This window comes from Helicobacter sp. NHP22-001, assembly GCF_030270165.1.
Taxonomy (GTDB): domain Bacteria; phylum Campylobacterota; class Campylobacteria; order Campylobacterales; family Helicobacteraceae; genus Helicobacter; species Helicobacter gastrofelis.
This window is the reverse complement of sequence record NZ_BSWS01000001.1, coordinates 217,153-237,451: the sequence shown is the minus strand read 5'-3', so window position 1 is coordinate 237,451 and position 20,299 is coordinate 217,153. Positions and strand designations below refer to the sequence as shown.

16 protein-coding genes are annotated in these 20,299 nt (G+C 48.0%); 4 read left to right on the top strand and 12 right to left on the bottom strand.

What is annotated here, in order from left to right:
- Positions 1-2 precede the first annotated feature (2 nt).
- Positions 3-2,759 (bottom strand): RecB-like helicase, encoded by a 2,757-nt coding sequence (locus QSJ47_RS01280; protein ID WP_285602174.1) that lies wholly within the window; start codon positions 2,757-2,759, stop codon positions 3-5.
- A 102-nt stretch (positions 2,760-2,861) separates the two neighbouring features.
- Between QSJ47_RS01280 and ppsA the strand changes: the two genes are divergently transcribed.
- On the top strand, positions 2,862-5,267 hold the full coding sequence (gene ppsA / locus QSJ47_RS01275) for a pyruvate, water dikinase (RefSeq protein ID WP_285602173.1): 2,406 nt from the start codon (positions 2,862-2,864) through the stop codon (positions 5,265-5,267).
- A 6-nt stretch (positions 5,268-5,273) separates the two neighbouring features.
- On the opposite strand, the gene QSJ47_RS01270 is transcribed toward ppsA, so the two are convergent.
- The 10 genes from QSJ47_RS01270 to QSJ47_RS01225 all read right to left on the bottom strand — a co-directional run bounded on the left by QSJ47_RS01270 (position 5,274) and on the right by QSJ47_RS01225 (position 15,086).
- Positions 5,274-6,026: a transporter substrate-binding domain-containing protein gene (locus QSJ47_RS01270; RefSeq protein ID WP_285602172.1), complete on the bottom strand. Its 753-nt coding sequence runs from the start codon at positions 6,024-6,026 to the stop codon at positions 5,274-5,276.
- A gap of 9 nt (positions 6,027-6,035) precedes the next feature.
- On the bottom strand, positions 6,036-7,181 hold the full coding sequence (alr, locus tag QSJ47_RS01265; RefSeq protein ID WP_285602171.1) for an alanine racemase: 1,146 nt from the start codon (positions 7,179-7,181) through the stop codon (positions 6,036-6,038).
- Positions 7,153-8,520 (bottom strand): alanine/glycine:cation symporter family protein, encoded by a 1,368-nt coding sequence (locus QSJ47_RS01260; RefSeq protein ID WP_221271928.1) that lies wholly within the window; start codon positions 8,518-8,520, stop codon positions 7,153-7,155. Before QSJ47_RS01260 ends, alr begins: the two co-directional genes overlap by 29 nt.
- 23 nt (positions 8,521-8,543) lie before the next feature.
- Complete coding sequence (locus tag QSJ47_RS01255; protein ID WP_285602170.1) at positions 8,544-9,788, bottom strand: NAD(P)/FAD-dependent oxidoreductase; 1,245 nt, start codon at positions 9,786-9,788, stop codon at positions 8,544-8,546.
- Between the two features lie 12 nt (positions 9,789-9,800).
- Positions 9,801-10,175: a RidA family protein gene (locus QSJ47_RS01250; protein WP_221271926.1), complete on the bottom strand. Its 375-nt coding sequence runs from the start codon at positions 10,173-10,175 to the stop codon at positions 9,801-9,803.
- An 86-nt stretch (positions 10,176-10,261) separates the two neighbouring features.
- Entirely contained in the window at positions 10,262-11,194 is a 933-nt protein-coding gene (locus QSJ47_RS01245; RefSeq protein ID WP_285602169.1) for an SPOR domain-containing protein, read from the bottom strand.
- Between the two features lie 13 nt (positions 11,195-11,207).
- Positions 11,208-11,750, bottom strand: a complete 543-nt coding sequence (locus QSJ47_RS01240) for a DUF1882 domain-containing protein (protein WP_221271922.1) — start codon at positions 11,748-11,750, stop codon at positions 11,208-11,210.
- Between the two features lie 8 nt (positions 11,751-11,758).
- On the bottom strand, positions 11,759-13,000 hold the full coding sequence (locus QSJ47_RS01235) for a serine hydroxymethyltransferase (RefSeq protein WP_285602168.1): 1,242 nt from the start codon (positions 12,998-13,000) through the stop codon (positions 11,759-11,761).
- On the bottom strand, positions 12,993-14,489 hold the full coding sequence (gene lysS / locus QSJ47_RS01230) for a lysine--tRNA ligase (protein ID WP_285602167.1): 1,497 nt from the start codon (positions 14,487-14,489) through the stop codon (positions 12,993-12,995). Before lysS ends, QSJ47_RS01235 begins: the two co-directional genes overlap by 8 nt.
- 12 nt (positions 14,490-14,501) lie before the next feature.
- The gene (locus QSJ47_RS01225; RefSeq protein ID WP_285602166.1) at positions 14,502-15,086 is read right to left on the bottom strand and encodes a CvpA family protein; all 585 of its coding nucleotides are present in this window, start codon (positions 15,084-15,086) and stop codon (positions 14,502-14,504) included.
- A gap of 108 nt (positions 15,087-15,194) precedes the next feature.
- Here QSJ47_RS01225 and lnt point away from each other — a divergent pair, with 108 nt between their 5' ends.
- From lnt to QSJ47_RS01210, 3 genes are all read left to right on the top strand, one after another.
- Positions 15,195-16,463: an apolipoprotein N-acyltransferase gene (lnt, locus tag QSJ47_RS01220; RefSeq protein ID WP_285602165.1), complete on the top strand. Its 1,269-nt coding sequence runs from the start codon at positions 15,195-15,197 to the stop codon at positions 16,461-16,463.
- Between the two features lie 5 nt (positions 16,464-16,468).
- Positions 16,469-17,107 (top strand): ABC transporter ATP-binding protein, encoded by a 639-nt coding sequence (locus QSJ47_RS01215; RefSeq protein ID WP_285602164.1) that lies wholly within the window; start codon positions 16,469-16,471, stop codon positions 17,105-17,107.
- A 155-nt stretch (positions 17,108-17,262) separates the two neighbouring features.
- A complete protein-coding gene (locus QSJ47_RS01210) occupies positions 17,263-17,949 on the top strand; it encodes an SEL1-like repeat protein (RefSeq protein ID WP_285602163.1) in 687 nt (228 codons plus the stop codon).
- Here QSJ47_RS01210 and gyrB read toward each other — a convergent pair.
- The gene (gyrB, locus tag QSJ47_RS01205) at positions 17,946-20,249 is read right to left on the bottom strand and encodes a DNA topoisomerase (ATP-hydrolyzing) subunit B (protein WP_285602162.1); all 2,304 of its coding nucleotides are present in this window, start codon (positions 20,247-20,249) and stop codon (positions 17,946-17,948) included. The genes QSJ47_RS01210 and gyrB overlap by 4 nt on opposite strands.
- Positions 20,250-20,299: the final 50 nt, after the last annotated feature.

The window sequence follows — 20,299 nt, the reverse complement described above, 5'->3', positions numbered from 1 at the left end:
GGCTAGCCTTGTCGTTGCAGTTGTATCTGGGTTTTCAGCACATAAACCAAGAACGCTTGGGTGTTTTTCTGTGGGTAGAGGGCTTGCACTCTTTGCAAATAGCCCTTCACTTGTGCTTGGTGTGCTTTTATGTCCCCCTCTCCACTTTTATAATCTAGGATGGTGCAGTTGTCTTGATCCAAGGCGACCATATCCATGCGCAACAAATCCTTGCCAAATTTAAAGCCCACCTCAGCCACAACTTGCCCTTTTAACAAATCTTTAAAGTCCTTGTCTTGCTCTAGCAGTTCTAGGCGTTTTAATAGGGCCTTAGTGGGCATCTCAAAGCCATAGTGGTGGTGTAAATACTCTTGCACGCCCTTTAATCCAATCCCATAGCCATAAAATAACTCTAAAGCTTTGTGCAACGCTAGCCCAAAGATCCGCGCAGGGCGGCTGCCCTCCAGCTCTTTTTTAGGTTCTTGGTTTTGGTTTTTGTCCTCTTGTGCCCCAAAGGCTTTTTGGCTGTTTAAAAGTGCTGCACCTGTGGGTTTAGGGGTGGCTAAGGACTCTTTGGGGGTGCTTTTAGGTAATTGCCCTTTTACGCAATCTAAAAGCCCAAGGGGCATGAAGGCACTTTCTTTGTCCTTTTGCACAATGTTTAAACTCTCTTTAGCCCGCGTGCAGGCGACATACAAGACATTAATGCCCTCCTCTTTGCGAGATCCATCGCTTGCGTCTAGGGCTTTCTTGTAGAGGGGGTCTACATGCTTTCTATGGCTCTGTTTATAAAAAATGCGCTGATTGTACTCGAGGAATTGTTGCGTGTCGTTTGTCGCCTGCTGGCTCAAGCGATCCATTAAGATCACATGCCCAAACTCCATGCCCTTAGACTTATGGATGGTCATGATCTTTAGCCCCACCGCCTCGCTTTGGGCGATTTGGATGTTCTTTTGCTCCAAATCTTCTAAAAATTCTATAGGATCGTTGAACTCTAAAGAGTGTTCTAAAAAGTGGAGTGCACTCGGGCTAAACAGCTCTAAGGTTTGCATAAGATTTAAAATATGGGCGCTCAAATTGGAATTTAAGGAGGGCAATGTAGGCGGATTATTTAAAGCCAAGCTACACAACTTAGTAACATTGGCTAAGTGGTAGCTTTGTTGTTCAGCCGGGCAGAGAGTATAAAGCAGGGCGTGGCGCAAGGCTTTGACCTCTTTCTGCGCCAAGAGGCTTAGATCGGTCGCGCTCACAATCTGCACCCCCTTTAAATGGGGGGTTAAAAACTCCTTTAGGTCGTTGACATCATCATTTTTAAAACATAAAATTGCGATCTCTTGCGCCGCTACCCCAGTGTTTAACAGCTCTTTTATGGCGTTTAAAACCCCGGTTAACACCGCCTCTACTTTTGCCTCGTTTTCTAAATCCGCTATTGGGACGCTTTGCACCCGTACATAGCCCTTGTCGGCTAAATCTTGGCGTTTTTCGGGAAGTTTTTGAGGGGTGTAGCCTACAATCTTGGGCGCAAAGGTAGCGTTCACAAAGTCTAGCACCACACCCGTGCTGCGGTAGTTATGCTCCAAAGACTGGCTAGGTATCTCAGTGCAAACCCTTTCAAAAAGCGCACTTTTGCTCCCCCTAAAGCCATAAATGCTCTGTTTAGAGTCGCCCACAAAAAACACACTGCGATCCCCCCACTTTTGCCCCTTACCCGCCTTGATCTCATCTACTAAGGGCTTTAAAATGCCAAATTGCAAGGGGTTGGTGTCTTGAAACTCATCGATCAAAATATGCATGATTTGGCTATCTAGGCGGAAGTAAAAGAAGTCTTTGTCGATCAAATCTCTTAGCAGTTGGTTGACTTTGAGCGTGATTGCGGAGAAACTTAAGCGGTTGGGGTTGCGGTTATGCTTTTTGTAACACTCTAAAAAATAGGCAAATTCGTTTAAAATAGCGGCTTCTCTTAGATTAAAGTAATCCGCAATTTTGGCTTTCAAATCGGGGTTTTCGCTTAAGGCTATTTGTGCCCCCTGTGTGTCCAAGGCTTTGAGGACAGCTTGAAAGTCTTCTTTGGGTTTTCTTTGCTTAGGGATCTTTAAAACGCTATATGCCTCAAAAATCTCTTGCTCCAGTTGTTTAAAGTTAACATTTGGGGCGGTGGGGGGAGCGAAGTCCACGCCGCCATCGTGCAAGTCTAAAAAGCCTTTAAGTGCGTGGGAAACACTCGAGCGCCCCGGTGTGAGCAACAACAGACAAAGGCGTTTAAATCTGCCTAAGTCTTGGGGCTTTAGATGGCTTAAAAAGGCGTTGAGTCGTTCATCTAAAGAAGTCTCGCCCACTTCAAAAGCCGACACCACGCCCACGAAGTAACTGAATTTTCTTAAGACTTGTTGAAAAAAAGCATCGATCGTGATAATGGGGGGGGTTTCTTGTAAAAAGTCAGCGTAGATTTTGGGAGCGTTTAGGCTGGCTAGGCGTGCTAGGGATAAATTGTAATCCCTTTGCAAAACCTCTAGGATTTCTTGGGTTTTAGGCTCGGGTTGGTGGGTGGGGTCTTGCTGGTAGGCAAGGCTAGCCGTGCTTAAAAGGGCAAGGGTCTCGTAGATGCGATCATACATTTCGGCAGCGGCCTTCTTGGTAAAGGTCAAGGTTAAAATATTTGCCGGATGCGCCCCTTCAAAGAGCAAAGCGACATAGCGCAAAGTCAAGGCAAAGGTCTTGCCACTGCCCGCCGAAGCCCTAAGAGCTAGCCAAGCGTGTGCGTGTGCTGATTGCGTTTTCATAATTTGGGTATTGTAGCAGAAAATAAACCTTTTTAAACATTAACATGTCCATGCTATCCATGCTATAATAAGGTCTTTTTGAGACTAACGCAAGGGAATAGTGTGCGCTACATTCGGTTTTACAAAGAATTGAACAATAAAGATGTGCCTTTGGTAGGGGGCAAGAACGCCAGCATTGGAGAGATGTTCCAAGAACTCGTGCCTAATGGGATCAAAGTGCCCAATGGCTTTGCGATCACTAGCCAAGCCTATTGGTATCTCTTGGAGCAGGGGGGGATTAAAGAGCAAATCATCAGCTTGTTAGAGGGTGTGGACACCACAGAGTTAGATGTGCTCAAAATGCGCTCTAAGCAAATCCGCGAGCTCATCTTTGGCACGCCCTTTCCTGCCGACTTACGCGATGAGATTTTGCAAGCCTACCAAATGCTTAGCGATGAATACCACATGCGCGAAGCCGATGTGGCGGTGCGTAGCTCTGCCACTGCTGAGGATCTGCCCGATGCCTCCTTTGCCGGGCAACAAGACACCTATTTGAATGTCAAGGGCAAAACCGAACTTATCCACTACATTAAGGCGTGCTTAGCTTCTTTATTTACCGATAGGGCGATCAGTTACCGCGCCTCTAGGAATTTTGACCATTTAAAAGTTGCCCTCAGTGTGGGGGTGCAAAAAATGGTGCGTGCCGATAAGGGCAGTGCTGGGGTGATGTTCTCCATCGACACTGAAACGGGTTTTAAAGACACGGTTTTCATCACCTCTAGCTGGGGCTTGGGCGAGAGTGTGGTCGGGGGGTTGGTAAACCCCGATGAGTTTTATGTGTTCAAGCCCACACTCAAAGCGGGTAAACAACCCATCATCAAACGCCAACTAGGCGATAAAACCCAAAAGATCGTGTACGCCAGCCGGGGCAGTGAAAGCCCCACCAAGAGCGTCCCCACCACCCCTAAAGAGCAAAACAGCTTTTCTTTAACCGATACCGATCTTTTAAACCTTGCGCGCTATGCCATGCTCATTGAAGAGCACTACAGCCAAGAGGCGGGGCAATACCGCCCGATGGACATTGAATGGGCCAAAGACGGGGACAGCGGGGAGATTTTCATTGTGCAAGCCCGGCCTGAAACCGTGCAAAGCCAAAGCTTGAAACAAAGCGCACGGGTGTATGAAAAATACTATTTTAAAAGCAAAGAGGGACGGGAGGTCTTGCTCACAGGGCGGGCGATTGGCAGTAAAATCGGTGTGGGTAAAGTGAGGGTGATCAACAGCTTGGATCACATGAACATTTTTAAAGAGGGTGAAATCCTTGTAACCGACAACACCGACCCGGATTGGGAGCCTATCATGAAAAAGGCGAGTGCGGTCGTTACTAATCGGGGGGGGCGCACCTGCCACGCCGCCATTGTGGCGCGCGAAATTGGCGTGCCCACGATTGTGGGGGCACTTGGGGCAACTGAACTGCTCTACACGGGCATGGAGATCACGATCTCGTGTGCAGAGGGCGAGATTGGCTACATTTACTCGGGTGCGCACCCCTTTGAAGTGGAGAAAATCGCTTTAGACAACTTGCAGGAACCTAAGACGAAAATTTATCTAAACATAGGTAACCCCGAAAAGGCGTTTAAGTTCTCCCAACTGCCTAATCACGGCGTGGGACTAGCACGCATGGAGCTCATCATGCTTAACCAAATCAAGGTCCACCCATTAGCTCTAGTGGACATGCAGCACAACAAGCCCATAGAAAACCAAGATCGCGTAGAGGCACTGATTGCGGGCTATGAAAGCCCTAAAGATTTTTTTGTGAAGAAAATCGCCGAGGGAATGGGCATGATCTCTGCTGCCTTTTACCCCAAACCCGTGATTGTGCGCACCAGTGATTTTAAATCTAACGAATACGCAAGGATGCTCGGCGGAAGCGTGTATGAACCCCATGAGGAAAACCCGATGCTGGGCTACCGAGGGGCGAGCCGCTACTACTCGGATCTGTATAAAGAAGCTTTTGGTTGGGAGTGTGAGGCGTTATCCATGGTGCGCGAGCAAATGGGCTTAAGTAATATGAAAATCATGATCCCCTTTTTACGCACCATTGAGGAGGGTAAAAAGGTTTTAGAGATTTTGCGTAAAAATGGGCTGGAATCGGGTAAAAACGGGCTGGAGCTATATGTCATGTGTGAGTTGCCCATCAATGTGATCCTCGCCGATGACTTTTTAAGCCTTTTTGATGGCTTTTCGATCGGCTCAAATGACTTAACTCAGCTCACCTTAGGCGTGGATCGCGATGGGCAATTGGTTAGCCATGTCTTTGATGAGCGCAACCCCGCCATGCTAGAAATGTTTAGGCGTGCCATTGAGGCGTGCAAAAGGCATGGCAAGTATTGCGGGATTTGTGGACAAGCCCCTAGCGACTACATCGAGGTGGCGGAGTTTTTGGTCAAAGAGGGCATCAGCTCCCTATCACTCAACCCTGATTCCATCATCGCCACTTGGAACCGCGTTGTGCAGTTGGAAAGCTAGTTATCCCTAGTGCATGGCGTTTTCGCCAAAAAAGCGTAAGCTGAGTTTTCTAAGCATGCCCTCTAAGCGCAAGTTTTCTAGGGCACGGTTGATACAAGACAATGCCACATCATTAAATTTGTTGAGCACAAAACCCGTGTGCCTTTCGTCCTCGGACTCCCATAAAATCCTAAAGACTCCGCTGTATTTACTCATGTATTCTGAAGCACTTAAAGAGGTGCTAAAAGTAATGTCTGCGCGCCTATCTCGAATGAGCAGTAGGGCTTTTTCGGTGTTTTCCGCCGGGATAATGTGCGCATAGTGGGTGAGAGCTAAACCAGCATAATCTATTCGGCTTTGCGCAGCGCGTAGTCCTTGAATTTTATCCAAATTGTGGATGGTGTCTTGGTCTCTGCGCCCCACGATCACCGTATGGAAGTAGGTGTAGGGGGTGGATTCATCAAAATAGGTATATCTGTTGTTGCTGGTGATCTCTAACTGATTGGCAATTAAATCCACATGGCCTGAGTGTAACTTTTTAAGCATCACATTTGAGGACATTTCGTAAAACACGATCTTCACGCCCATTTCTTTGGCCACAGCGCGCGCCACTTCCACATCATAGCCTGTGAGCTGTCCCTGCTCATTGCGGTAAGAAAAGGGTGGGTAAGTGCCTTCTGTTGCCACGATAATTGTGTCTTTATTGCGGATCCGTTCATAAAGGTTAGAGGCAGGCAAAAAGTTTAAGGTGATGCATAAGTTTAAAAGAATCTTTAGCATATAGCCTCCTTATGAGCTATTACAATAAATCCTAGGCAGGCGGCGGGTGAGCATCGTGATCGCCTCGTAATTGATGATGCCTAAAATCTTAGCGACATCACCCGCCCCCATCGCCCCACTTTGTGGGTCGCCAAGCAAGATGACTTCATCGCCCTCTTGTGCCTCAATTTTACCCACATTAATGAAACATTGATCCATGCACACCCCCCCGATCACGGGAACTTTTTGCCCATGCAAGAGCCCCCACGCCTTGTTTCCTAAAATTTTAGACAGCCCGTCCCCATAACCTAGGGGCAAAACCCCCACTTGTGTAGATTCTAAACAATAATAATCTTGCCCATAGCCCACCAAGCGCCCTGCCTCAATGGTTTTTAGGCTCACAATGTGGGCTTTGAGGGTGATGGCGTGTTGCAACTCTAAGCCCTTTTTGTTGAGTGCGTCCTGCGTGTAGACTGAGGGGTGCAGACCATAGAGTGCGAGCCCTGCGCGGGCCAGGTCTAGGCCGTAATTATCCATGGACAGAGCCGCTGCGCTGTTGGCCATGTGGCGGTATTTAAACTCTAGCCCCAAAGCTTTAAGTTGGGCCAAAAAATCCATAAAGCGCTCGGCTTGCTCTAGGGCGTAGTTTTTGAACATGGCATCGGCGTTGCTGTGGTGAGTAAAAATCCCCTCCACTTCTAGCCCTTGTAGCTTGGCGATCTTCACCACTTCCTTAGCGTTCTCTTGCGTGGGTAAAAAGCCTAGGCGGCTCATGCCCGTGTCTACCTTAATGTGCACCTTGAGCTTTTGTTTGAGTGAGAGAGCCACAGCTGAAAAATGTTCGGCTTGTTTGTAGCTAAAGATTGTTTGGGTGATCTTGTGCTCTACAAGCGTTTTTGCCATGTGATCTGGAGTATAGCCTAAAATCAAAATAGGGATGTCTTTAAACTCCGTGCGTAGCTCCAGAGCCTCGTCTAGAGTTGCCACGCCCAGATAGATCGCCCCCTGTTTGACAAACACCCGGCTAGCCCCCAAAGCCCCCGCCCCATAGGCGTTCGCCTTCACCACTGCCATTAAAGGCATTTGACACACTTCTTGGATGAGTGAAAAATTATGCGCTAGGGCGGCGGTGTTGACCTCTACATAGCTAGCGCGTGAGGGGTGATTTTCTTGCATGTTGGACTTCTTCCTCTTGGGGATTAAAGTAAGATTTGGTTTCCGCCACAACAACTTTATAGAGCAATAAAAGGGCGATGAGGTTGGGGATGGCCATTAAGGCGTTGGCGATGTCGGAGAAATTCCACACAAAGTCTAGTTTAGTTACAGATCCAACAAAAATCCCGATCAAATACAAAATGCGGTAGTAAAAAATATAATCCCCGCCAAAGGTAAATTCAATGCTGCGCTCCCCATAGTAAGCCCAACCCACTGCCGTGGAGTAGGCAAAAAAGATCGTGGAGGCAAACACGATCCAGCCCCCATTAGGGTAGAAATAGCGCACGCTCTCGTAGGTGAGTAGGCTTGCATCGTGGAAGGTTTCGTGCACGGGTGCCATCAGCACTAAAAGGGCTGTAGAGGTGCAAACCACTAGAGTGATGATTAAAGGCTGTAACATAGTGATGAGGGCTTGTTTTACCGGGTGTGCGCTCTTAGAGGCGGCGGCAACAATGGCGGCAGAACCCATGCCTGCCTCGTTAGAAAAGAGCCCCTTAGACACCCCGATTTGCACAATGGTTAAAAGCGCGACCCCCCCTGCTGTCCCACTGATCGCCTCTTTGGGGCTAAAGGCACTGCCTACAATGAGTTTAATGGCGTTGCACGCCTCGCTAAAGTGGGCCGCTACGATGTAAATCGTGGTGAGGACATACAAGAGCACCATAAAGGGGGCGAAGTAGTCGCTAAACTTGCTGATGGATTGAATCCCGCCCATTAAAATGATCCCCGTGATCCCTGAGATGATGAGCCCTGAAAGCCATGCAGGCATGGAGGCGTGGTGCAAGAGGATCGAGGAAACCGCATTGGCTTGGGTCATGCTACCGATGCCAAAGGACGCGATGAGGGTGAAAATGGCAAAAAAATACGCGAGCTTTGGCATGTGTAAGCCGTTTTTGATGTAGTACATCGGTCCGCCCTTGTAGCCAAATTGCCCGATTTCTCTATATTTTAAGGACAGCACCCCCTCGGCGTATTTGGTCGCCATGCCCACAATGCCCGTCACCCACATCCAAAAAATACTCCCCGGGCCGCCGGACACAATCGCCACACTCACACCGATGATGCTGCCAATACCCACAGTCGCCCCGATGGAGAGCATTAAACTAGAGAACTGCGAAATGTCGCCCTTGGAGTGTTCATCGCGGGTGCAAAGCACCTTAAAAGCATAGAAAGTTTTAGAAAATTGTAAGCCCTTGAGCACCACGGTGTAGAATAAACCCGTGCCCACCAACAAAATGAGCAGGGGTAAGCCCCAAACCCATTCCTTGATGAGATCTAAAAAAGAGTTCAAATAACCCATGGCTTTCCTTTAAATTGCGCATGTTAATCCCTGAAAAAAGCGGAGAAAAGCATGATGTCTGCGCTTTTCTCGTTTGCGCCCTCAGTGGTGAGGTTGGCGATGACGCGCCCAATGGCAGGGCTAAAGGTGATGCCTAGCCAACCTAACCCCGTGGCGTGGATCAAATTTTTGTATTTTTTATCATAGCCCAAGTAGGGGATGTCATTAGGGGTTAAGGGTCTAAATCCGCTCCACTCCACGGGGTTTTTCATCACAAAGGGCTTTGTGAAAGTGGTGAAGTTTTTCTTCATGTTGGCGATCTGCGCGGGCGTGATGCTAGGATCAAGGGTGTTTAGCTCGAGCTTAGAAGTGATGCGCACGGTGTTTCTGCGCGGAGTCATGGCTAAGAAAATGTCGGCAAAGAGGGAAGAAGTTTTGGGTTTGAGCTCTTCTTCCATTTCAAAGGTGATGCTGTAACCCTTTGCACCCATCATTAAAAAGTCGTTGCCGGTTTTTTTAATGAGTTGGGGGTTTGCGCCTGTGGATAAAATGATCGTGTCGGCTTGGAAGCGATTAGCCGTGGTGATGATCCCATTGATTTTATTCCCACTAAACTCAAAGTCCAACACTTCCTCATTGTAGTAAAACTCCACGCCCTCTTTTTTGAGGTAGGCTTGTAGGTATTCCATCACCTCGCGGGCATCCACATGGGCGTTTTCAGTGAGTAGGACACTGCCGGCGATGGTTTCTTCTTTTGCCACGGGCATGTATTCTAAGGTCTTTTTAGCGTCAAAAATTTCGTAGGTCTTAGGATCGTAATGATCTTGGCATAATTTGATTTTTTTATCAAAGTTTTCTTGCAAGGTGTAGATCATCAACAATCCGTCTTCTTTATACCAAAAGTCCATGCCATCGGCGAGCATTTCGTGGTAAACATCGATACTCAGCCACCCGTAGCGTTCAAAGAGTGCCATCGTGCGGGCGGTGGCTTTGGCGTTTGCACTTTTCACGAATTTACACAACCATTTATAAAGTTGGGCGTTTAGACCCCAATGGATGCTCAAAGGAGCTTGACCCTTTAACATGAGTTTTAGCGTATCGCCCACCACGCCCGGGCAAGAGAGCGGAGATTTTTTAAAGGCGGAGATCAATCCGGCGTTGCCAAAGGAAGTCCCGTTGCTCCCATCCCCCTTTTCAATCACGCTAACCTTGCGCCCGAGTTTATGCAAGGAATAGGCACAACTTAAACCGACAATGCCTCCACCGATGACAACGGCATCTTTTTGCATAGACTTCTCCTGTTATTTTTGGGCAATGGCTTCGATTTCAACCAAGCCATCTTTAGGCAGTTTTGCGACTTGAAAAGTGGCACGGGCGGGGTAGGGTTCTTTAAAATAGCTCCCATAAATTTCATTCACCACCGCAAAGTCGTCTAAACTTTTTAATAAAATCGTGGTTTTGACAATGTGGTGCATGCCAAGCCCGGCGGCGTGTAAAATTGCCTTGATGTTTTCCATGGACTGCGTGGCTTGCGCCTTGATATCCGCTCCGGCAAACTCACCCGTTGCGGGGTTAATGCCTAATTGCCCGGACACAAACACAAGGTGCTCAGTGGCAATCGCTTGAGAGTAAGGGCCAATAGCTCTAGGAGCTTTTTGAGAATGCACAGCGTTCATATCTATCCCTTTTGAAAAATAATTTTTAAAAAATAAAAAGACGGGGGATTGTACCCCATGCGGGCTGTATTTCAGCTGATAAAACATTATTTGATCTGCACATGCACGGGTTTAGCCACATCTTTACTCACTTTTTCGAGCTCCTCATCGGCTTTTTCCTTGCTCTCAAAGGGACCGATCAAGTAACGCTTTTGCCCCTTAAAGTCTTGGACTTTGTGTGGATAGGCTTTGAGTGCCTCTAAGAATTTAGTATTCGGGGTTTTACTAAACACGCCCACTTGCAAATAAAAACCCTTAGGCAGACCCACCGCAGTCGGGTGTTTAGCAACTGGTTTGCTCTCGTGCTTTGTGGCGTGTGCGGGCTTTTCTTTATGGACAGGGTGTTCTGCCTTGCTTTCTACCTTGTGCTCCACTTTATGCGCTGTGTGGATGGCTTCTTTTTTGTGGTGTGTGGGCTTATGGGCTTCTTGGTGGGCTTTGTGCGCTTCGTGGTGCTCAGACTTATGTGCTTGTTCGGGCTTGTGCGCTTCGTGGTGGATTTCTTTATGGGCTTCTGTATGTTCCTTATTCACGGGTTTATGCGTGGGGGCGGATTGTCCTATGTCTTTATGTGTGGGTGTGGGTCTATCTAGGGGACTTGCTGGTAGAGCGTTTAACTTAGCGTTATTGTTGTCCTCTGTGGGGGATTGGTTTTGCTTGCTCTGGATGTCTTTGACGATTTTATCAAAGCGATCTTCCTCGGGCTTTTTTACCGCAGGTTCTAAAGTCAAGCTTTCAAAGTCGTGGCCGTTACCGACCTTTTGCATATTTTTTTCAGGGGGTAAAGATGCACTTTTGGCCGGCTCTCTCGTGCTTTTATAAAATACCAAAACCACCACCACTAAAATGATGAGCGCGATGGCCACGATGAGGAGGATTTTTTTGAGCCCTGAGCCTTTTTGCTCTTCATGCCCATTCACCACTTCATTGAGCCTTCTGTTTAAGCCTTGTTCAAGTTCACTAAATTCGTTTTTGTCCATTGTGATCCTTTCATTACATGTGTCTTGCCCAGCCCGCACCCCGCTCTTTAGCGTAAACCCCATAGGGCAAGATCAGTATATTAAAGGAATGGGGTAAATCGGTGTTGGGGAAAACCCGCCATTCATTTGGCAAGCCTTGTGCGAGTTTCATAGACAAGGTGCGTATCAAACGCTGTCCTTCGCTAAGTTCGGTGTGGCCCTTGTGCACATAGAGGTGCAAATGCCCGGGGGTCTTGCTCTCGTAGGCAGTGAAGTTTATAAATCCTTCCTCTCTTAGCAAGAGTTGCGCCTTGTGGTAAAAGCGCTCGGGATTGCGCCCGTTGTAGTCAAAGACAATGTTTTCAACTTTATTGTTGGGCAAAATCAAGGCGTGGGCGATGGTGAGCTCTTTTTTCCAGTGCTTTTGGATCAACATGGAAGTTAAGGGCGCTTCGACTTTCTCAAACTTATCGTAATAGCAACGCCCCATGTGGGTTACCCTCTGTCCCAAGCCCGGCTTTAAGGCATAGTAAAAACCCGTTTGTATTTTGATTAACTTTAAGTCCATTTCAACCATGCTGTTCCTTAAAAAATGGGCTGTGCATAGGTTTTATACCCCTTGCTAAATGCCTCGATCTCTTGGTAAACCCCACTTTGATCGCCTTTGATATTGCGTAAAACTTGGGCTATTTTCTCAGCGATGAAGGCAAAGGCTTTAGAGTCTAACCCCCGACTCGTGAGGGCGGCTGCGCCTAGCCTAATCCCGCTGGTGATAAAGGGGCTTCTCTTTTCACCGGGCACCGTGTTTTTATTCACGATGATCCCCGCCCTGCCTAAAGCCTCTTCAGCCTCTTTACCGCTAAAGTCTTCAAAGCGCATCACTAATAAGTGGTTGTCGCTCCCCCCACTCACTAAGTTAAAACCCTGCTCTAAGAGCCCCTGCACTAAAACCTGCGTGTGTGCTTTCACAGCTTTAGCGTAAGTGCGCCATTCGGGTTTAAGGTTCTCTAAAAACCCCGCCGCCTTGCCGGCGATGACATGCATTAAAGGCCCGCCCTGCGTGCCCGGGAATAGGGCTTTATTGACCTTAGCCGCGATCTCCTCATCATCGGTTAAGACAATCCCACCTCTAGGGCCTCTTAGGGTTTTGTGGGTCGTGCTGCTGATGATGTGGCAATGGGGCAGGGGGTGGGGGTGCTCGCCGGCGACCACAAGCCCGGCGATGTGGGCGACATCGCCCATGAGCAAAGCCCCCACCGAGTCGGCGATCTCTCTAAAGCGTTTAAAGTCGATTTCTCGTGGGTAAGCCGAATATCCACAAACGATGAGTTTAGGGCGCACAACTTGGGCGATTTTATAAACTTCCTCGTAGTCGATCCACCCCTCATCATTAACTCCATAATGAAAACCTTGAAAGTGTTGCCCCGTCATGCTGACTTGAGATGCATGGGTTAAATGCCCCCCGCTGCTAAGTTCCATGCTTAGAATTTTGTCATAGGGTTTTAACAAGGCGTGGTAAATTGCCATGTTAGCTTGAGAGCCTGAGTGGGGCTGGACATTGGCAAAGGCGCAGTTAAAGAGTTTTTTTGCCCTTTCAATGGCAAGGCTTTCGATTTTGTCCACCACCTCACAGCCTCCATAGTAGCGTTTATTGGGGTAGCCTTCAGCGTATTTATTCGTTAAAACGCTGCCCATCGCCTCCATCACGCTCTCAAAGGTGTAGTTTTCGCTGGCGATCATCTCTAAGTGGGCAATTTGACGCACCCACTCCTCTTTAATCAACCCAAACAACTCGGGGTCGCTTTGCTCTAAAAAATACTTAGGCATGGTTGTCCTTATTTTCGGGCTTCATCGCCGGGAATAAGATCACATCTTTGATCGTTTTAGAGTTGGTGAGCAACATCACGAGCCGATCGATGCCGATCCCCTCGCCGGCTGTGGGGGGCATGCCATGCCCTAAGGCCCACACATAGTCTGTATCCATGAATTGCGCTTCTTCATCGCCGCTCTCTTTGGCCCTCACTTGCTCTTCAAAACGCCCGTATTGGTCTATGGGGTCGTTGAGCTCACTAAAACCATTGGCGATTTCTTTGCCCGCAATGAAGAGCTCGAAGCGATCGGCAATGTCGGGGTTTGTATCGTTGCGCCTAGCTAGGGGGCTGATTTCAATGGGGTATTCTGTGATGAAAGTTGGGTTGATGAGTTTACCCTCCACACACAAATCAAAGGCTTCGGCTAAAAGCTTGCCATGGTTAATCATCCCCTCTAAACGCACGCCCTCTTTTTCTAAATAGGCTTGTAATTTTTTAGGGTCGCTGATGGTGTCCTTGTCTAGCCCGCCCACTTGCTCTAGCGCCTCTTTAAAGCCAAGCACCCGCACGGCGTTAAAGTCGATTTGGTGCTCTTGGTAGGTGAGGATGGCGGGCAAGTTTAGGGTGTTTAAGAGCGTGCTAAAAAGCTCCTTGGTGAGCGTGATCAAGTCCTCATAAGTCTTATACGCCCAGTAAAATTCGAGCATGGTAAATTCGGGGTTATGGGAGTGGTCCATGCCCTCGTTTCTAAAATTGCGGTTGATCTCAAACACCGCCTCAAAGCCCCCCACCACAAGGCGTTTTAAATACAGCTCGGGGGCAATTCTTAAATACCGCTCCACCTCTAGGGCGTTGTGGTAGGTGATGAAGGGGCGGGCGTTTGCCCCGCCGGCAATGGGGTGCATCATCGGGGTTTCCACTTCCAAAAAGCCCTTTTCTTCAAAGAAACGGCGGATGGTGGCGACGATTTTGCTACGAGTTTTAAACACCTCTTTGACTTCGGGGTTGGCGATCAAATCCACATAGCGTTGGCGGTAGCGCAGCTCTATATCGCTTAAGCCGTGGAATTTCTCGGGTAGGGGCACAATGGCTTTGGTGAGGATTTTACAAGCGGTGGCGTGCAGGCTTAATTCTTTGGTTTTTGTAACAAAGGGGTAGCCGATGACATTGACGATGTCGCCCACCTCCACGCATTTTTTAAAGTCCTCAAAGCCCTCTTTGCCTAAATCATTTTGGGACAAATACACCTGCAACAACGCGCTTTGATCCTCGATTTTGATGAAGCACGCCTTGCCCATGAGCCGCATGAAACGCACCCGCCCCACTAGGGCGTGGACGCTATTTGGGTCTTTGGGCTCGTCTTTGCTGTGTAGGTCGCTGAACTTCTCCAAAAAGGCGGCGTTGTTTAAAGTGCGCTGGACTTGGTTGTCGTAGGGGTTTTTATGCGCTTGGCGCAAGCTGTCGGCTTTTTGCAAGCGTTGTTGGATATAGGGGGTGTTAAACATTTTGATTCGCTTTTAATGGGTTGGCGCAAGGGATTTTTGCGTTTTTTCTAAAAGCTGTATGCTTTCTTTTTTAGCGTTTTGGGCTTTTTGTTGGATTATCTCGCCAAACTCTTGGACTTCTTTAATTCGCAAAATGTGCGAAGCCACGCTGTACATGTAGGGGTAAACCTGGCTATGGGTGTGCAAGTAGTTGTCTATGGTTTTCATAAAGGCAAGGCGGGAGATGGCATAAAGTAAGAAAGACAAGATCAAAAACATTTTGGCACATGCAAAGACAAAACCCAAAATCTTGTCCAACACGCCCAAATTACTAAGAGTGATCGCCTTGCTCACCACAATCCCCAACACCAAAAAGGCGATCCACACCCCCGCCAACACCACGACAAAGCCCACTAAATCATTTAGTGAAGGATCTTTAAAGGCGTAGACATGACTAGAAAAACTTGCCCCCACGGCATGCGCCCACCTAGAGGCTAAAAACACCCCCACCACGATGCCAAGCAAGCCAGCCACTTCGTCAATGAAGCCGTTGTAAAACCCCCGAATTCCAACTGCAACCACAAACACTAACAAAGCGATGTCAACATAAAAACCCATCACCACCCATTCTCTTAAAAAATCAACAACAAAAGCTCCAAAGGCAATCTTTAAGATAAGGTATTTTACAATGCCAAGCTTAAAATATCGTTGCCGTAAGGTTTGTTTTTGTTTTTTCTAAGCTTAAAACACCCTCTTTTCTTGCCCTTCAAAATCCCAATTTTTTGGGCAGTGCTGTTTTTAGCCCCCTTGTATGTAGGGGCACTCTTTAGCGGTGCGCCTAAATTCTTGGCACTGGCAGAGAGTGTTCTAGCCCCCTTAAGCCTATGGGTGTGTTTGCGCCTAAATGCCAAACAACGCTTTTTGTTCGGGCTGTTCGTGGGGTTTGGGATGTTTTATTGGACAGCTCTAAGCTTTCGTTACAACACCTACCCCCTTTTAATGCCCCTCATCGTCCTCTTGGTGGCTCTTTGCTATGGGGTCTTGTTTTATCTCTTGCTCTTTAAACAATCCCTGCTCTATAGAGTGCCTGCGCTGTGGCTAGCCAGCTACATCCACCCTTTTGGCTTTGACTGGTTTGTCCCCGATGCTTTCTTTGCCTACTCTTTCTTTAGGGTGGATAAGCTCAGCTTCTTGGTGGTTTTATGCGCGCTTGCGCTCTTGGTAGAGAAGCGTTTAAACCCCTTGTACGCCCGCATTGCGGCGGGCGTGCTCTTGGTGTGCACTTTACAAATGCCTAAGGGCACGCCCCCACTAAAAGGCGTTGAGCCCATCAGCACACAGATCAACCAAGCGGATAAATGGAGTGTTGCCACATTGAAGTTAAATATTGACGCAAACTTTACTCTCATCAATCAGGCGATTAAAAAACACCAAAAAGCCGTGATTCTACCCGAAACCGCCTTCCCCATCGCCCTAAACAAAAGCTCTTTAATCCCCCTCTTACTCAAATTAAGCCAAGACATCACCATCATCGCCGGCGGACTCTATGAAGAGGGCAAAACCATCTACAACTCCACCTACATTTTTGACAAGGGGAATTACCACTACGCCCATAAAGTCATCCTCGCCCCCTTTGGCGAGAGCATGCCCTTTCCTGACTCCATCGCCAACACCCTAGATCGTTTTTTCTTTGGGCCCGAAGTCTTTAAGCTAGGGCACGCTGAACACTTTAGCGACTTTAACACCACCGCCTTGCACCTGCGCCCCCTTGTGTGCTATGAGGGCACTTCTGCCAAAGCCTATAAAAACAGCCCTCCCTACTTGGTGGTCATCAGCAACAACGCATGGTTTGTGCCCAGCATCGAGCCCTTTTTACAGCGCATGCTCTTAAAATACTACGCCCGCCGTTTTGACAAAACCATCATCCACAGCGCCAACAAATCACCTGCCTATATCCTAAGCCCCACCCTCTTTGGCGATCAAGTTTTTAAGTGAGCCCCATGTTAGAAGCCACCAATTTAGGCCACAAATTTGAAAATTGGTTATACCAAGGCCTACACCTACACGCCGCCCCCGGCGAGTCCATCGCCCTTTTAGGCGTGAGTGGGAGTGGGAAGTCTAGCCTTTTAAACAATTTATCCACCATGCTAAAACCCTTGCAGGGGCAGGTGCGCCTACTGCAATACCAAGACATCTACGCCCTGCCTTTAAAAACCCTTTTAGCCCTAAGACGGCACGACATCGGCATCATTTTCCAAGCCCACTACCTCTTTAGGGGCTTTAACGCCTTAGAGAATTTGCAAGTGGCATCCATCCTTACCAACCAACCCATAGACCCCGCTTTGTTAGAAACCCTTGGCATCGCCCACACCCTAAAGCAACAAATCGGGGAGCTTAGTGGCGGACAGCAACAACGCCTCTCCATCGCTAGGGTCTTAACCAAGAAGCCCAAGATCATCTTTGCCGATGAACCCACGGGCAATTTAGACAGCACCACCGCCCTAGCCGTGATGGGAGTGTTGCAAGAGTATACCCACCAACAAGAGGGGGTTTTGATCCTAGCCACTCACGATGAAAAGATCGCCAAGGGGTGCACAAGGACTTATCTTTTAGAAAACCAAACTCTGCGCTTGCTTTAGAGAATTTGATTTTTTAACCCTTTTATGTTAGATTCCTAGCACTTTGCTTTTTAGGAGATTCAAATGAAACGCCTATGTTTGTGGAAGGCTATCTCCGGTTTCCCTCAAATTTGACTTAAGTTTGACTTAAACGGAACAAAAATAGGAGGTGTCTTGTGTCTATTTTTAAAAAGTTGGTTTTTTGTTTGGGTCTTTCAGCTCTTTTGCAAGCTGAGGAGGGTGTGAGTGCGTTGGTGCAAAGGGGCATAGAGTTTGAAAGCCATGGCCACAACAAAGAAGCTTTAGTGTTTTACACACAAGCGCATAAAAAAGGTGACTTGCTCGCCACTGCCTTTGTGGGCAAGATGTATCTAGGTGGATGGGGGGTTAAAAAGGACGCTTGCCGGGCTGTGGGTTACTTTGAACTTGTCGTTAGCCACGGCCATAACGATAAAGAACTTGCCATGCTTGTAGCTAAAGTGGGTTTGGCGAGTGCTTACGTCGAGGGGGCTTGTGTGTCAGTTGACAGCGCAAAAGCTCTAAAACTCGTTAAAGATGTTTTGTATGCCAATGGGGCAGGGGATGTACACGGGGGTGCTTTGAGGGTCGAGAGATTATGGGTTGGTGATTTTTCCACGACCCCCTTGCGTAAAGAGTACATCGGGATAGCCTTGTATTTGCTAGGCAATGGGGCGAACCCCAAAGCTTTGTCTACTCAAATGATCGACATTGAGACGCTGAAAAAAGCTGTCGAGTTTGACAATGAGTACGCTAAACGCGAACTGCGGATAGCCGAATTGGCCCACCAAGAAAAGAACAAGCAAAGCAGAAACGAACGCCCCACTAGCGAGCTTGTCGACTAAATGTCTAGGTTTTTCACATCCTTGGCGTGGGCTTGGATATAAAGGCGGCGGGGTTCGACCTCATCGCCCATGAATAGGTTAAACGCCGCATCTGCACTCTCTTCATCCTCTAAAGCCACTCTTAGTAAATTGCGGTTAGCCTCAAACATCGTGGTTTCCCAAAGCTGCTCGGGGTTCATCTCCCCTAACCCTTTGTAGCGTTGGATATACGCCCCTTGTTTAGCCCGCCCCTCAATGTCGGCTAAATAATCCAAACAATCCATGCCAAGCACACTTAGATCAAATTCTTGGATTTTTTGTGCCAAATCCTTAGCCTCCATAAACAAGGGGTCGTTAAATAGAGCTTCATCCACCAATAATTCCGCTAACCCTAATTTGGTGCGTACAAAGAAATGCACCCCATCGGCCATCACTTCTTGGCTGAGCACTTGACAAGAAATGCCCTCTAAAAAGGCATGTAAATCTTTGGCTAGGGTGTCAAAACTGGGACGCTCTGGCAACTCCACTAGATAACGCAACACCTCAAACATCAAGGGGCGTTTTTCTAGCTCTTTGAGCACTGAGCGGTAGCCGCTTAAAGTCTTTAGCAGGGCTAATAAATCCGCCCGCCCAATGCCCTCGATAGAAGTGCTATCAATCCCATGCTCGATCAAGAAGTGGTTTAATTCTTTCTCATCTTTTAAATATTTTTCAATTTTCTTTTTCTTAAAGCGGTAAAGCGGGGGCTGGGCGATATACACATGTCCATTAGTGATTAAAGGCTTTAAGTAGCGGTAGAAAAAGGTCATCAACAAGGTTTGGATATGGCTGCCATCCACATCGGCATCGGTCATGATGATGATTTTATGGTAACGCAACTTCTCTAGGTTAAATTCCTCGCCCACCCCACACCCAAAGGCGGTGATCATGTTTTTGATCTCTTCAGACTTTAAAATCTTGCTTAAATGCGACTTCTCCACATTTAAAATCTTGCCCCTTAGGGGTAAAATGGCTTGATAGGCGCGATCCCTGCCCTGTTTGGCTGAACCGCCCGCACTATCCCCCTCTACTAGATAAATTTCACACTCCCTAGGGTCTTTACTTTGGCAATCGGCTAGCTTGCCCGGCAAAGTCCCCACGCTCAAGTTGTCCTTTTTGCGGGTGAGTTCCTTTGCCTTTTTAGCCGCCTCTCTGCCCCTTGCGGCTAAGAGTGCCTTTTGCATGATCGCCTTAGCCACGCTGGGGTTTTCCTCAAAGAATTTTGCCATTTTTTCATAGACAAGTTTAGCCACAATGGGGCGCACAAAAGAGCTACCAAGTTTGGCTTTGGTCTGCCCCTCAAATTGCGGTTCTAGCACTTTCGCCGACACCACCGCCACCAAGCCCTCTTTAATGTCCTCTTGGATCACGCCCGCCTCTTTTTCGCGCACGCTGGCGTTTTCTTGGATATAGTTTAAGATCGCACGGCTAAGCCCCATGCGAAAGCCCGCCTCATGTGTGCCTCCCTCTGGCGTGCGGATATTATTGACAAAACTAAACATTTGCTCGCTATAACCCTCATTGTAGGCTAGGGCGATCTCCACCTCCATATCCTCGCCCTCCCCGCTAAAGGTGATGACTTGAGAGATTAAGGGGGCTTTGTTTGTATCTAAAATGAATTGCTTTAAGCCGTCTTCATAGTGGTAGACCTCTTTTAGGTTGTTGGGCTGGTCGCAAAAGGTGATGGTAACATTATGGTTTAAATACGCCATTTCTTGGAAACGTTTTTTTAAGATTTTAGCGTCAAATGCCACGACTTCCATGATGCTCTCATCGGGGAAAAACTCAATGGTGGTGCCCGTTTCTTTAGTGCTACCCCCCTCAAGTAACAGCGTGGTGGGCACACCCTTTTCAAACTCTTGGGTGTAAATCTTGCCCTCTCTTTTGATTGTCATTAAGAGCTTTTTAGATAGGGCGTTCACCACACTCACGCCCACGCCATGCAGCCCGCCTGAGACCTTATAGGTTTCTTTGTCAAACTTGCCCCCGGCGTGCAGCACCGTGAGCGCAACCGTGGCGGCGGGGATACCCTCTGTGGAGTGGATGTCCACGGGGATACCCCGCCCATTGTCCTCTACAATGCACGAGCCATACTGCGTTAAAGTGATTTTAATCTGCGTGCAAAAGCCTGCCATGCTCTCATCGATGGAGTTATCCACGACTTCATAAACCATGTGGTGCAAGCCATTGATGTTTGTGTCCCCGATATACATCCCTGGGCGTTTGCGCACCCCCTCTAAACCTTTCAATACTTTAATTTTATCGCCCATGTAAGATCGCATCGTTACCCTTTTTCCATGATTTGATGTATAAAGTGTGTCTAAGAATTATA

Excerpts from the sequence above, each read along its gene's own strand:
- QSJ47_RS01280 (WP_285602174.1), bottom strand. The coding sequence starts at position 2,759 with ATGAAAACGCAATCAGCACACGCACACGCTTGGCTAGCTCTTAGGGCT.
- QSJ47_RS01270 (WP_285602172.1), bottom strand. The coding sequence starts at position 6,026 with ATGCTAAAGATTCTTTTAAACTTATGCATCACCTTAAACTTTTTGCCT.
- alr (WP_285602171.1), bottom strand. The coding sequence starts at position 7,181 with ATGCAAGAAAATCACCCCTCACGCGCTAGCTATGTAGAGGTCAACACC.
- QSJ47_RS01260 (WP_221271928.1), bottom strand. The coding sequence starts at position 8,520 with ATGGGTTATTTGAACTCTTTTTTAGATCTCATCAAGGAATGGGTTTGG.
- QSJ47_RS01255 (WP_285602170.1), bottom strand. The coding sequence starts at position 9,788 with ATGCAAAAAGATGCCGTTGTCATCGGTGGAGGCATTGTCGGTTTAAGT.
- QSJ47_RS01250 (WP_221271926.1), bottom strand. The coding sequence starts at position 10,175 with ATGAACGCTGTGCATTCTCAAAAAGCTCCTAGAGCTATTGGCCCTTAC.
- QSJ47_RS01245 (WP_285602169.1), bottom strand. The coding sequence starts at position 11,194 with ATGGACAAAAACGAATTTAGTGAACTTGAACAAGGCTTAAACAGAAGG.
- QSJ47_RS01240 (WP_221271922.1), bottom strand. The coding sequence starts at position 11,750 with ATGGTTGAAATGGACTTAAAGTTAATCAAAATACAAACGGGTTTTTAC.
- QSJ47_RS01235 (WP_285602168.1), bottom strand. The coding sequence starts at position 13,000 with ATGCCTAAGTATTTTTTAGAGCAAAGCGACCCCGAGTTGTTTGGGTTG.
- lysS (WP_285602167.1), bottom strand. The coding sequence starts at position 14,489 with ATGTTTAACACCCCCTATATCCAACAACGCTTGCAAAAAGCCGACAGC.
- QSJ47_RS01225 (WP_285602166.1), bottom strand. The coding sequence starts at position 15,086 with ATGGGTTTTTATGTTGACATCGCTTTGTTAGTGTTTGTGGTTGCAGTT.
- QSJ47_RS01215 (WP_285602164.1), top strand. The coding sequence starts at position 16,469 with ATGTTAGAAGCCACCAATTTAGGCCACAAATTTGAAAATTGGTTATAC.
- gyrB (WP_285602162.1), bottom strand. The coding sequence starts at position 20,249 with ATGCGATCTTACATGGGCGATAAAATTAAAGTATTGAAAGGTTTAGAG.